Origin of the sequence: Aliterella atlantica CENA595 (assembly GCF_000952155.1) — a bacterium.
GTDB lineage: Bacteria > Cyanobacteriota > Cyanobacteriia > Cyanobacteriales > Chroococcidiopsidaceae > Aliterella > Aliterella atlantica.
Map to the genome: position 1 here is coordinate 12,692 of NZ_JYON01000027.1, position 13,302 is coordinate 25,993.

Sequence of the window (13,302 nt, forward strand, 5' to 3'; positions counted from 1 at the left end):
GTAGATTGGGTAAATGCAATCGTAGTATAGTTAATAGTTAATCAAACAAAGGTTAAAAACAGCGTGAATTTATCGTCTTTAGGTTTTTTACGCAGTCTACGCAAAGACAATCATCAGTTTGCTGTCATTGGGTTAGGACGTTTTGGTAGGTCTGTCTGCTCGACATTGCATAATCTAGGCTATGAAGTGTTAGGCACAGATGTTAGTGAAAAAGCTGTTTCCCAGGTATTAACAGATCAAATCGTAGCTCATGCAGTGCAAATAGACTCTACTCAACCCGCAGCCTTAAAAGAAGCAGGCATTTTTGAGTTTGACACAGTAATTATTGCTATTGGTAACTACATTCAAGAAAGTATCATTACAACCCTAAACGTCAAAGAAGCAGGCGTACCGCACGTAGTCGCCAAAGCCTCATCAGAAATTCATGGCAAATTGCTCAAAAAAGTAGGAGCAGATCATGTAGTATTTCCCGAATACGAAGCAGGATGTTCTTTAGCGCGATCGCTCACTAAACCAAATATTTTAGATCGATTCGACCTAGATCCCGACCACAGTATCGTCGAACTAATTGTTCCCGATCAATTTCATGGCAAAACAATCGCCGATCTGCAACTTCGCAACCAATACGGATTAAACTTATTAGCTGTAAGTCGCGATGGCAAGTTTGAAATTAACCCCGATCCCAGGAAATATCTAGAAAGAGGTACAGCAATGGTAGTTATTGGCTGCAACAAAGATATCAATCGCTTGCCAATATAGTATTTTCTGGTAGAAATTACTCTACAGTTACACTATTATTGAGCAAATCCAACAAAACAAAAACAGCGGGAGTTAGAAGTGCATCTTTTATCACCGCTGTACTAATAGTTCTAAATAAGGGAACTGGCAAGCTAAAAACCTGTACCCCGACAGGTATGGGTTCAGCGGCTAATCGCGGGCTAATAGCTGCGCCTATCCCTTGGGCAACCATATTAACGATTGTGGCATCTGAGCGGACGTGATAAGTTGCTTGTAGATTGATTCCATGCTTCAAGCAATGAGCGTAAACCATAGCATCGCAGCCATCGCCATCAGGAGCCATAATTAACGGATAGGCAGTTAAATCTTGCCAACTGATTTTGGTACTGGTAGATGCAAAACTAGGCGGAAACAAGATGATAAACTCATCTCGCATTAGATCCCCAGTTTCAAACTCATTGCTAGTAGGCAAATAAGTGATTCCCAGATCGGCGCGTCCTTTACGTAAGTCATTTTCTACATCTAGGCGATCGTCATATTCAGCAATACTCACAGCAACTTCTGGGTAACGGTAGCAAAATTGAGCGATCGCCCCTGGTAAAATATGAGTTGCCGCGCTACGAAAGGCAGATATACGCACTTGCCCGCCATGCAAGCCTTTTGCCAAATTTGCTTGTTTGGCAATATCAGCTAATAAGTACCCAATCTGGCGGGCGCGATCGACAATTTGTTCGCCTACAGGAGTCAAATGAGCGCCATAACGTCCTCTAGATAGTAGTAGCACTCCTAAATCTTCCTCTAAAGTAGCGATTGCATAACTGACGGCTGACTGCGACATTCGCAGTTGCAAAGCTGCTTCGCTAAAACTACCCCAATCGGCAACAGCAATCAATACTTGCAACTGAGATAGCTTTAACTGGCTGTGGCGGTCGAAATTCATGGCATTTACACAAACATTGCCTGTATTGTCGCCAAAATGAGAAGTTTTCATCTATCAAATTGACTGATGGAAGAGATTAAATCTGTAGTTTGTTACTTCCTACATGGAGGAAATAAAGTGATTTTAGTCAATTGCAAGCTATGGAATGCGATCGCATCTTCCTATTGAACATGAAACCTGAAATAGATTGGCGGGAATACCAGCGCCTAGAACTAATAACTAAAAATCGCTCCTGGAACCTAAATTGGCGATCGCAGTTAAAAAGATTTGGGAATTTTTTACGCCAGCATCTTACCGCATCATCTCAACTACGAGTTTGGCATATATGCGATCGTCAGGGCAAAATCTGGTGGAGTGCTTACGATCCAGTTATTAAACAAGCGATTGAGCGAGTTTCAGAAGAACAAATACGCATTTGGCTCGAGCGTCGCTATTGAAGTAGAAAACATGAAACCTATCTCTAACAATCTCGATGATTACCTTGCAGTTACTCCAATTATCGACTGGAATACCTCAATAGTCGCAAATAAAGCCAAGGAATTGACTGCAAATCTGCAAGATGATATAACAAAAGCCCAATATCTATTTGAATGGGTAAGAGATAATATTCCTCACTCCAAAGACATTGATGCAGATGCAGTTACCTGTTCGGCTAGTGAAGTGCTAGAAGTAGGAACGGGAATCTGCTTTGCCAAAAGTCATTTATTAGCAGCAATGCTACGTGCTGTTGGTATTCCTGCGGGCTTTTGTTACCAAGTATGTGTTTCTGATGACAGCAAGATTCTACATGGGTTAAATGGTATCTACCTTTTAAGTCTCAAGCGGTGGATACGGGTAGATCCGCGCGGTAATACAGGAGAAATCGATGCACAGTTCGATTTACAAACAGAACGCCTTGCCTTTCCTCCTAATCCTGCGCTGGGCGAATTTGTGTATAACGAGATTTGGTCAAATCCTGTGCCTGAAGTTGTTGAGGTGCTAACCAAATTTACAAGTCGCAGACAGATGTGGAAACACTTACCAACATCAATTTCTTAAGCCACCCAACTAAGCGGCAAGATAGAGTTAGAGAAGGCAGCCTAAAATCACCTTTCTAACTTCCATGCAGCAAGCAAGCGAACCAATTATCAAAGATTTAGTGCTAATTGGTGGCGGTCACAGCCATGCCATTGTGCTAAGAATGTGGGGTATGCAGCCCCTAGCTGGAGTCCGCCTAACGCTGATTACAGAGGCTTCAGATACGCCTTATTCGGGGATGTTGCCTGGTCATATAGCTGGATTATATACTCACCAAGAATGCCATATAAATCTGCGTAGTCTTGCCCAATTTGCTCAAGCGCAATTGTGTGTAGATTCTGTTATTGGGTTAGATTTGGTCAACAAAAAAGTATTGTGCGCCAATCGTCCGCCTGTAGCATTTGACCTATTATCTATAGATATTGGCAGCACTCCAGCTAGTGTTAGCGTACCAGGTGCAGCAGAATATGCGATCGCAGCCAAACCAGTAGCAAAGTTACTAACTCAGTGGCAGCAAATAGTCGAAAATCCCCAAAAATCTATTAGTTTGGGAATTGTCGGCGGCGGTGCTGGCGGCGTGGAGTTAGCGCTAGCAATGCAGAGTAATTTGCAGCAAAAGCAAGTAAACAATCTAGAAATACATTTATTTCACCGCGAAGCGGAAATAATGCCGCATTATGGCAAATGGGTGCGCCGCCGCTTTCAAGAAATATTGACACAGCGAGGAATTAAACTACATCTACAAGAAACAGTTAGCGAAGTGCAAGCAAACAAAATTAGTTGCACATCTGGACTTAAAGTAGAATGCGATCGCATTTTTTGGGTAACTCAAGCTTCAGCGCCAAGTTGGATTCAAACTAGCGGAATAACTACAGATTCCCAAGGCTTTATTCAAGTAAACGACAACTTACAATCTATTTCGCATCCCGATATTTTTGCGGCTGGCGATATAGCCACAATGGTTAACCATCCACGTCCAAAAGCTGGAGTATTTGCCGTCAGACAAGGAAAACCATTATTTAACAACTTGCGGCGGACATTATTAGAGCAAAAATTGCAGCCATATAAACCGCAAAAACAATACTTAAGTTTAATTGGTACGGGAGATCGAAAAGCGATCGCTGCCTGGGGAAATCTAGGCTTAGGCGCATCCGCCTTACTTTGGTACTGGAAAGACAAAATCGACCGTCAATTCATGCAGCGCTTCAGCCAACTCCCGCAAATGCAACAATCGCCTACATCCCCATCTCCTCATCTGGTCACTGGTCACTGGTCACTGGTCACTGATTCCCTAATGCGCTGCGCTGGCTGCGGTTCTAAAGTAGGCAGTACAGTATTAGAGCGCGTATTGCAACGCTTAGAAAAAATTGAAAATAACTCAGATATTGTCATCGGCTTAGATGCACCAGATGATGCCGCAGTAGTGCAAATACCGTCAGGTAAACTGATGGTACAGACAATTGATTATTTTCGCGCGTTAGTCAACGATCCATTTACTTTTGGACAAATTAGCGCCAATCATTGCTTGAGCGATATTTTTGCAATGGGAGCAACTCCGCACAGCGTACTTGCGATCGCATCTATCCCCTATGCAGTAGAATCAAAAGCTGAGGAAACCCTATATCAACTACTATCCGGCGCTCTTAAGGTACTAAATCAGGCGCAAATATCCCTAATCGGCGGACACACAACTGAAGGCTCAGAATTAGGTTTTGGCTTATCTTGCAATGGATTAGCAAATCCCAACCAACTGCTCAAGAAAGCAGGTATGCAACCAGAGCAATTATTAATATTAACCAAACCACTAGGTACGGGAACGCTATTTGCTGCCGATATGCGTTTTTTGGCTAAAAATTGTTGGATTGACAGTGCTATTGAGTCGATGCTGCTTTCCAATCAAGCTGCGGCTAGTTGTTTGATGCAATATGGAGCTACAGCTTGCACAGATATAACTGGATTTGGACTATTGGGACATTTAATAGAAATGGTCAAAGCTTCAGATGTTAATGTCGAGTTATTTATTGAAGCTATACCTGTATTAGCAGGAGCTATAGAAACAATGCAACAAGGAATATATAGTTCCTTACAGCCAGAGAATAGCAAATTTTCTCGTTATATTGCTAATTTAGAGCCAGCAAGCAATCAAGCAAGCTATCCGATCCTTTTCGATCCGCAGACTGCTGGAGGCTTGCTAGCAGCGATTCCTAGTACCCAAGCTACAGCTTGCATTAGCGAACTTCAAGCTTTGGGTTATCCCCAGGCAAGAATTATTGGTCGCGTTACAGCACAATTAACTAATCAGCAGCCAGTGACCCTAAATTAGCTTTTTTGCATCTACTGGGCGACAAATTTAAGCGCAACACCATTCATACAGTAGCGCTTGCCAGTAGGTTTAGGACCATCATTAAATACATGACCTAAATGCCCGCCGCACCGACTGCAATGCACTTCAGTTCTGCTCATGAACAGAGAATTATCTACAGTAGTGTCAACACTACCTTCAATTGGGGCATAGAAGCTGGGCCAACCCGTACCGCTGTTAAACTTAGTTGTCGAGGAAAATAGCGGTGAGTTACACCCAGCACATACATATTCGCCATCAGTATATTGCTTATCTAACGGGCTAGTATGAGCGCGTTCAGTACCATGCTGGCGGAGTACGCGAAATTGATCGGGGGTCAAGTCTTCGTGCCATTCTGCGTCAGTTTTGACAATTTCAAATTCCTTATTTGGGGCTGTCATAATAGTTTTACATTGAGGTTAGATAACAATACAATCCTAGCTAAGTTAACGATCGCTCTATTTGCCTGTGAATCGCAAAAAAATTTACTTAGCTAATCCCTATGGTTTTTCGCAGCAGCAAAAGACTTTATTATTGCCGATTATCGAGGTTTTAGAAAGTTTAGGTGCAGAAGTATGGGAGCCGTTTGCACGCAACAATCAAATCGATATTTCTCAAGCTGGCTGGGCTTACCTGGTAGCTCAAGCAGACGTAAATGATGTCAAAAATTGCGATGGCATATTTGCAATTGTTAATGGCACGCCACCTGATGAGGGAGTAATGGTTGAATTGGGAATAGCGATCGCCTGCAATAAAGCAATTTTCTTATTTAGAGACGATTTCCGGCGTTGTACTGATAGCGAAAGCTATCCGCTCAACTTAATGCTGTTTGCTGGTTTACCAGCAATAGGGTGGGAAAAATACTATTACACCTCGCTAGCCGAAATTAGTTCCCAGCAAAAAGCTTTATATAGTTGGCTCACAAGTAGCTAAAACAGCGATCGCCAAACCAAAGTAGCAGTGCTTTGAAAATAGCAGCAACGAGTGTCAAACTTTCTACATAGGTCAATTAGAGCCAGATATTGTTACGCTCAATAGTAGAAGGTAAATATAGAAATAGTCATGACAGTTTTTTGGCGTAAATTTACAACTGTGTTTCTCTGCCTAACTTTGGCATGGACAACTGTTGGTTGTGGCGGTGGAAACGAAGCTACCCGCCAAGTGAGCAATACCTCCAATCAACCACAATCGGCGGCTCCTACTCGCATCAGCGACGGGCAATATCCCGTACAGCAAGTTACTTACAACGATGTTGATGGGGAGTACGAGCTATTTTTACTCAACACTCCAGCAGGTCAACCTCCCACCTTCCGCACTACTAACTTGCAGATGGCAAGGCTGACTGATGAAGAAATCAAAAACGGTCAAAAAAGCTATCTTAAGGTAGAAAACGGACAGCCTTCACTGTATTTAACTGAAGACTTCAAGATTGAATACAACCACGCTGTAACTGAAAATCAAGTCAACCCACAAACTGGGCAACAAGAAACGGTTGTAGTCCGCCGCGAAACTGGCTTCTGGTCGCCCTTTGCAGGAGCTTTAGCAGGGCAAGCGATCGGTAGCTTATTATTTAGACCCCAATATTACGTACCGCCAGTTTATCAACCTGGAATCGGCGTATTAAGAGGTTACGGCGGTTATGGTAATACCTACGATCGCGCTGTAAGTAGTTATCGCAGCCGTTACAATGCGCCACCTTTGGCAGTAAGAAATAGAACCAATTTCCGCGCTACAGGACGCATCAGAACGCCATCATCTTCCACAGTACGCACTTCACCGCGACTAAATACAGGTAGTCGGTCTACTGGTTCTGGTTACGGTTCTAGCAATTTGCGCTCCTCTGGTAGAAATTCTAGCCGAGTAAGACAACCGTCATCGAGTAGTTTTGGTAGCGGACGTTCATCCGGTTCTCGCCGTTCTAGCGGTTTTGGTAGCAGCCGCAGACGACGCTAAAGCGCTGGGAAGATAAGGGAGATTTGATCCCCCTGTAGTCCCCCTTATCTTCTGCTTTTTATGGGGCTTGCCAGATTTTTTGGTGATACTGGTCGATATCTGCGTAAGGATCTACTGCTGGATGCGAGTGATGGTGATGGTGGTGATGGTCGTGATGGTGTGTGTGGCTGACATCTCCTACAGCAGCTAGACGGAATTTGCACATCTCGCAATTCATCTGTACTTGACCGAGTTGGGTTTCAAGTTCCCGTTCTCTTAAGACAGAAAATAACTGAGAATGCATACCCATTTCTGGCAAACAGGTCATTTCAATCTCTGGATACTGCTGTTGTTGTGCGGCTGTGATGTCAAAAATCTTTTTGACTAATACCCCAGTAAATAAAAAGTAGGGTAAAACAATAATTCTTTTGGGCTGATATAATCTAGCGCGGCGGAAACCTTCTTCCAAACGAGGATGCGTAATGCCGATAAAGCAAATTTCTACTGTAGAGTAACCGCTACCCTCCCACAAAATCCGCGCCAATTTGTAAAGATCGCCATTAGCATCAGGGTCGCTAGAACCTCGACCGACAAATAATAAAACAGTATCAGAGACACAACTTTGCCCTGCATCTAATGCAGCTAAACGCGATCGCCATAAGTCTACAATGCCTGAAGTAATCCCAAAATGCCGCCCATAGTGAAACTTTACTTGCGGATGTCTAGCTCTAGCTTTATCTAACTCGTTGGTGACATCAAATTTATTATGTCGAGCCGCAAATAACAAAATTGGCAATACCGAAAGTTCAGTGTAGCCTTCATCTACACAGCGGTCTACTCCTTGTTGAATAGTTGGTTCTGTCAGTTCCAAAAAACAAGGCAGTACAGGTCTTGATGTATCTAAAGCTTGATAAGCAGCGGTAAAATCTAAAAAGCCCTGTCGTCCGGCTTCATCTCTAGTGCCATGACCGATTGTTAACAGCGGACGGCGTAGCGGTAATGGCGGCAATTGCAATAATTCCTCGCGTAATTCTACTTTGTTTGGATGAGTTGTATTTATAGCAGTCATTTAAAATTAAGTTCCTTTCCTGTGCGACGCAGGAAATAGGTAAGCTACTGGCAATTTAGGCATTCTGGCTAGCGATCGCTGTATATAGAGTATGATTACTCCCACAGTCTCGTTTACAGTTGCGGCACAGCCTCGGATTTGCACCGGAGTTTCCCTAATTTACCTTGTTTGCTTTGTGCCTAGTTATCTTAGCTGATTTACTCTCATCTAAGAATACGGGGGAGGGGGAGATAAATCAGTAGTTTTGAGTAGAGGCGCAATGCATCGCGCCCGTACAGCTTGGGGTAAGGGAGCTTAGTTGTTGGCTGATGATTATCAGGCGATCGCTTAATCATCTTTATATCATTATCAAACTATATCTCTGATATCTGACGTAAGACTGATAACTCTTTTGTCAATGTCATTTAAATTTACTTAGTGTAACTAGCTTATAGCCCTTCGGGCAGGTTAAAGGTTGGGGAATATAGTAAACTCCATAACTAAATAAAGGCGCTTATCCTCCTTATTCCTATTTAGTTACAAGCTTGAAAATATCTTTTTTGAGTGTTAAACATAAACGGAAAATTAACTTATGAAGCCCTCTAATCTATCTAGAACCGTTTGGACTGCTGCTGTGGCGCTCTGTTTTGCTAGCTTTACGTTAGGTTTATCTGCTGTTGCTCAAACTGGTACAGGCACAAGTGGCACAAGTTCGGGTACAAGTGGTACAAGTTCAGGTGCAGGGACTTCAGGCACGACAGGTACGGGTACTACAGGAACGACAGGCACAACGCCTAGCACTACAACAGGCACAGGTACGGGTACTACAGGAACGACAGGCACAACGCCTAGCACTACAACAGGCACAGGTACTACAGGCACTACAGGAGCGACAGGCACAACGCCTAGCACTACAACAGGCACAGGTACTACAGGAACGACAGGCACAACGCCTAGCACTACAACAGGCACAGGTACTACAGGCACTACAGGCACTACAGGCACAACGCCTAGCACTACAACAGGCACAGGTACTACAGGCACTACAGGCACTACAGGCACAACGCCTAGCACTACAACAGGCACAGGTACGGATACTACAGGAACGACAGGCACAACGCCTAGCACTACAACAGGCACAGGTACGGATACTACAGGCACTACAGGCACAACGCCTAGCACTACGACAGGCACAGGTACTACAGGCACTACAGGCACAACGCCTAGCACTACGACAGGCACAGGTACTACAGGCACAACAGGTACGGGTACTACAGGCACTACAGGCACAACGCCTAGTACAACTACAGGTACTACTTCGGAAACGACTACAACTACTGAGACAACTATTACATCTCCCAGCCCAGCTACAACTACTGCTCCTACTACTACTTATCAACAAGTTAGCCCTGCTGCCACAGAACGCACTTTTGACTGGGGATGGATTGGTTTATTAGGTCTTCTCGGTCTTGCAGGAAGGCTTGCTAAACACGACACTACCAAAGTCTACCGCGACCCCTATCAGACAACCAGTTCTAGAAACTAAAACCCCCTGAAGCAAACAAGCCGGAGGCGATCGCCTCCGGCTAAATATTCGAGTTAAACTAACTTAGCGCAACGATAGGTTATCTTTCTCCCTTGTCTCCCTTGTCTCCCTTGTCTACTCAGATGATGAACTAAAGCAAGAAAACTACGATCTATTTTGGCGTTGCTGCCGTTTCTGTTCTCTAATAGTTTGCAATTGCTGTCTTTGTGCGGGAGTTAAGACGGCTTCAGCTTGCGTCTTAGCCGATTGCATAATTTCCCGAATTTGCGTTTTCTGCTGTTCGGATAAATTCATGTCTGCAAAAGCGGAACGGCGTTTTTGACCACTACCCATAGCCGCTTGAAACTGTTGGCGTTGTTCAGGAGTCAAAATAGCTTGAATTTGCGAGCCAGTCTGTTCGCGAATTGATTGCATTTGAGCTTTTTGTTGCTCAGTTAATTGAATTCCCTTATATTTAGAGTCTCTAACTGGTGCTAGCTGCTGCTGGCTAGGTTGGATTTGTGCTGTTAGGGGTAAGCTAGTAGCCGCGCTAAGAGCTATTGCGCCTGCTAATAAAGGGATTAGTTTGAGTTGCATTTTTTCATAGATTGTGTAGGTTATATCTATCCTAAAAACTTGCTATTTGTTTTACATGAGCAAAAAGTCACTAAATTGCTTGTTACTTTCGTCACGATCGCAAAATTACCAGTTCTGGCAGTGCGATCGCCTATATCTTTGAAGTAAATGGCAAATAGCTAAAATAACTTGCGTGAGTTCCATTCAATTTTCCAGCCATCCATTTCGATTTCTACTGTATCTAGAATGGATCATTCTATTTCTAGCAGCGATCGCTGAAGCTTTACCAGCCCCTTATCAGCGCGTACCCAGTTTCCCTCTCCTAACAATCTTTAGTATTACTGCTTTCGGGGTTATGGGCTTAAAATTGCCCGTTGGCAACCAAAAATACAAAGTTCTCTACATCGCGCTCCAATTTTTTCTCATTTTCCTCACAGCGCTTGCTAGAAGTAGGACAATGAGGATTTTTCCCTTTCTCTACCTGATTTTAGTGATTCGTAGTTGCTTGCTGTTTAAATTTCCTGGACGTTTAGTCGTTACAACTCTCTGTTTTGGCTTATTTCTCCTGTCGCTGATTTTACGATTTAATCGCTTTAGCGCTTCTCCAGCCATTGCCGAACGTTTGCGGTTTGTTTTAGTAGGCTATGGATTATTATTTGGTTTAAGCTTGGTATTTGTGCTGCTATTAATGAATGCAGCGATCGCCGAACGCCAAAGTAGAGAACAACGCGATGTAGCTTTGCTCCAACTGCGCCAATATGCCTTACGCATTGAAGATCAAGCCACTCTTCAAGAACGCAACCGCATCGCCCGCGAAATTCATGACTCTTTGGGACATTCTTTAACTGCCCTCAATTTACAACTAGAAACAGCCCTCAAGCTAGGGCAATCTCAGCAAGACTTGGCACAATCTTTTATTATCCAAGCCAAGCAACTTGCCTCTCAAGCTTTGCGCGAAGTGCGTCAATCTGTATCTACTATGCGTTCTGATGCGCTGCTCGGTCAATCTTTGCCAGATGCGATCGCTACTTTGACTACCCAGTTTCAAGGCGCTACTGGTGTCTTACCCATCTGCACGATTAATTTATCCCGCCCTCTTCCCAATGAAATCAATACCGCTGTTTACCGCATTTTACAAGAGTCATTGACAAATGTTTCTAAGTATGGATCTGCTACAGAAGTAAAAATCGAATTAACAGCAAAGACAAATGAGCTATATTTAGCTATTCAAGATAATGGTAGAGGCTTTAACTTGAACCAAAATACTACAGGTTTTGGCTTGCATAGTATGCGCGATCGCACTACAGCCCTAGGAGGTACATTTAATATTGATAGCTACCCTCAATCTGGTTGCCTAGTTACTGTAAAAATTCCCTTACCAATATTACATCTATGATTCGCGTGTTGTTGGTAGACGATCAAAGTATTATCCGCCAAGGCTTGAAAGTTTTGCTGGAATTAGAACCAGATTTGCAAATAGTCGGAGAAGCTGACAATGGACAAACGGCAATTGAGTTAGTAGATACTTTGCAACCGGATGTAGTTTTGATGGATATTCGGATGCCAATTATGGATGGAGTAGCTGCAACGCAAGCAATTAATGCTCGTTTTGCTAGAACTAAAATTTTAGTGCTGACAACTTTTAACGATGACGAGTACGTAGCTGCTGCCTTAAAATATGGCGCAATGGGTTATTTGCTCAAAGATACGCCTTCAGATGAGTTAGCTGCGGCGATTAGAGCTATTGCTAAAGGTTACACTCAATTAGGACCTGGTTTAGTAGATAAGATTCTTGCTGCTACGAATACTACGCCAACGCCACCGCCGCCATCGTGGGATGAGTTGACACCGCGAGAACAAGAAGTTTTACGCTTAATTGCTAAAGGTGACAGCAACCGCGAAATTGCTCAGACTTTATACATTTCTGAGGGTACAGTCAAAAATCATGTTACCAATATCTTACAGCAGTTGAATTTGCGCGATCGCACTCAAGCCGCAATTTTGGCTAATTCTTTTTTGTCTCACGACTCCTAAGATCGGGCAAACAGTGCTAAAGATTCTTGGCGCAATACTCCCTTTGTTACCTTAATATCTTTAGTCCCTTTGGCAATTATTTCCTCGCAAGCTAAGTTAATTTGCGCTTGATTGCAATCGATTAAATCTTGAATTGAAGCACCAATAATAATTTCGTCTATTCCCGCCCAGATACAAGCTGTGGCGCACATTGGGCAAGGTTCCGCCGTTGCATACAAGGTATAACCCTCTAAAGAAGGCGATTTAATTTCATTTGTCATCTTCCGAATTACGTTCATCTCCGCATGGGCAGAAGGATCGCAATCTCGTTTTACAGTATTGCAACCTTTTGCTAATATTTGACTATTTTTAACAATTACTGCCCCATAAGGAGCATCTCCTTTTTTCGCTTCTGCCAACGCCACATCCATAAAGTATTCGTGGTTCATTACTAGGTTGCTATTTATACAAAGATCGATTAATATATTTTTTAGTTTAACTTGCTTTCAAGTCTTGTTATTGGCTCAAACAAGTCGCTTGACAGCCGATAATACTTTAAACGTCAGATATTTTTTTATACCTGAAGTATAGTATTTATTATTTTATAGAAATATTTTCCCAGATTTCTCTCAGTATTTAGTATGCATTAACACACATAAAGTTAATATGTTTATTGCTTTACTTAGGTGCAGTCAAAAGAAGTAAATTAATAAAGAAAAAAGGTTGTGTAAATAGCAACATTAGCTGACTAGGTTAATACTATTAATAGTAGAAATAAGTATAATGTAAAAGTTTGAGGAGAAGAAAAAAGTGGCGTACAAGATCGTAACTGACAACTGTCTATCGCTTTGCAATGGTTGCGTGGACATTTGCCCAGTTGCTTGCATCAAGATAGATACAGAAGTAAATATAAATGGTAAAAATCAATATTGGATCGACTCTATTGATTGTATAGATTGTGGTATTTGCTTAAAAATTTGTCCTGTTGTAGGCGCAATTGTAGCCGAAGAAAAATAGTAGTATAGATGCGGTATAATTATACTGACTAAAATAATTCTCAATAAGCTGTAAGCGGTCAACCTCTTATTTTTACTAGCGTGATAAAATATTCTGTAGAGAGATAAACAAGGGAATTTATTGCTGTCAAAATTTAGGTAAAACCTTAATATTGG

The 13,302-nt window shown here is 42.7% G+C and carries 14 protein-coding genes and 1 pseudogene; 10 read left to right on the forward strand and 5 right to left on the reverse strand.

All coding sequences use genetic code 11. From position 1 onward, the window contains the following. Positions 1-63 precede the first annotated feature (63 nt). Positions 64-759 carry a potassium channel family protein gene (locus UH38_RS19815; protein WP_045056426.1) on the forward strand — a complete coding sequence of 232 codons (696 nt, stop codon included), beginning with the start codon at positions 64-66 and terminating at the stop codon, positions 757-759. A gap of 16 nt (positions 760-775) precedes the next feature. Here UH38_RS19815 and UH38_RS19820 read toward each other — a convergent pair whose 3' ends face one another. Further along, entirely contained in the window at positions 776-1,678 is a 903-nt protein-coding gene (locus tag UH38_RS19820; RefSeq protein ID WP_045056466.1) for a LysR family transcriptional regulator, read from the reverse strand. A 170-nt stretch (positions 1,679-1,848) separates the two neighbouring features. Between UH38_RS19820 and UH38_RS19825 the strand changes: the two genes are divergently transcribed. The 3 genes from UH38_RS19825 (at position 1,849) to selD (ending at position 5,018) form a co-directional block, all read left to right on the forward strand. After that, a complete protein-coding gene (locus tag UH38_RS19825; RefSeq protein WP_045056427.1) occupies positions 1,849-2,115 on the forward strand; it encodes a hypothetical protein in 267 nt (88 codons plus the stop codon). A 10-nt stretch (positions 2,116-2,125) separates the two neighbouring features. Beyond that, on the forward strand, positions 2,126-2,716 hold the full coding sequence (locus tag UH38_RS19830; protein ID WP_045056428.1) for a transglutaminase-like domain-containing protein: 591 nt from the start codon (positions 2,126-2,128) through the stop codon (positions 2,714-2,716). A 64-nt stretch (positions 2,717-2,780) separates the two neighbouring features. Beyond that, on the forward strand, positions 2,781-5,018 hold the full coding sequence (gene selD / locus UH38_RS19835) for a selenide, water dikinase SelD (protein WP_045056429.1): 2,238 nt from the start codon (positions 2,781-2,783) through the stop codon (positions 5,016-5,018). Between the two features lie 11 nt (positions 5,019-5,029). Here the strand turns inward: selD and msrB are convergent. Beyond that, a pseudogene (msrB, locus tag UH38_RS19840) lies at positions 5,030-5,443 on the reverse strand (peptide-methionine (R)-S-oxide reductase MsrB); the annotation flags it as partial. Positions 5,444-5,504: 61 nt separating this feature from the next. Between msrB and UH38_RS19845 the strand changes: the two are divergent. Next, positions 5,505-5,969 (forward strand): nucleoside 2-deoxyribosyltransferase, encoded by a 465-nt coding sequence (locus tag UH38_RS19845; protein ID WP_045056431.1) that lies wholly within the window; start codon positions 5,505-5,507, stop codon positions 5,967-5,969. Positions 5,970-6,098: 129 nt separating this feature from the next. Further along, complete coding sequence (locus UH38_RS19850; RefSeq protein ID WP_045056432.1) at positions 6,099-6,989, forward strand: hypothetical protein; 891 nt, start codon at positions 6,099-6,101, stop codon at positions 6,987-6,989. A gap of 58 nt (positions 6,990-7,047) precedes the next feature. Here the strand turns inward: UH38_RS19850 and UH38_RS19855 are convergent, their stop codons facing one another. After that, the gene (locus tag UH38_RS19855) at positions 7,048-8,037 is read right to left on the reverse strand and encodes a sirohydrochlorin chelatase (RefSeq protein WP_045056433.1); all 990 of its coding nucleotides are present in this window, start codon (positions 8,035-8,037) and stop codon (positions 7,048-7,050) included. A gap of 571 nt (positions 8,038-8,608) precedes the next feature. On the opposite strand from UH38_RS19855, the gene UH38_RS24985 reads away from it, so the two are divergent. Further along, positions 8,609-9,562 (forward strand): WGxxGxxG-CTERM domain-containing protein, encoded by a 954-nt coding sequence (locus UH38_RS24985; RefSeq protein ID WP_052672475.1) that lies wholly within the window; start codon positions 8,609-8,611, stop codon positions 9,560-9,562. A gap of 144 nt (positions 9,563-9,706) precedes the next feature. On the opposite strand, the gene UH38_RS19865 is transcribed toward UH38_RS24985, so the two are convergent. Then, positions 9,707-10,138: a hypothetical protein gene (locus UH38_RS19865; RefSeq protein WP_045056435.1), complete on the reverse strand. Its 432-nt coding sequence runs from the start codon at positions 10,136-10,138 to the stop codon at positions 9,707-9,709. A gap of 172 nt (positions 10,139-10,310) precedes the next feature. Between UH38_RS19865 and UH38_RS19870 the strand changes: the two genes are divergently transcribed. Continuing rightward, the gene (locus tag UH38_RS19870; protein WP_045056436.1) at positions 10,311-11,513 is read left to right on the forward strand and encodes a sensor histidine kinase; all 1,203 of its coding nucleotides are present in this window, start codon (positions 10,311-10,313) and stop codon (positions 11,511-11,513) included. After that, positions 11,510-12,151, forward strand: coding sequence for a response regulator (locus UH38_RS19875; protein WP_045056437.1), 642 nt, complete (start codon positions 11,510-11,512; stop codon positions 12,149-12,151). Before UH38_RS19870 ends, UH38_RS19875 begins: the two co-directional genes overlap by 4 nt. On the opposite strand, the gene UH38_RS19880 is transcribed toward UH38_RS19875, so the two are convergent. Continuing rightward, positions 12,148-12,579, reverse strand: a complete 432-nt coding sequence (locus UH38_RS19880; protein WP_045056438.1) for a nucleoside deaminase — start codon at positions 12,577-12,579, stop codon at positions 12,148-12,150. The two genes, UH38_RS19875 and UH38_RS19880, sit on opposite strands and share 4 nt — an antisense overlap. A 361-nt stretch (positions 12,580-12,940) precedes the next feature. Between UH38_RS19880 and UH38_RS19885 the strand changes: the two genes are divergently transcribed. After that, positions 12,941-13,147, forward strand: a complete 207-nt coding sequence (locus tag UH38_RS19885) for a 4Fe-4S dicluster domain-containing protein (protein ID WP_045056439.1) — start codon at positions 12,941-12,943, stop codon at positions 13,145-13,147. Positions 13,148-13,302 lie beyond the last annotated feature (155 nt).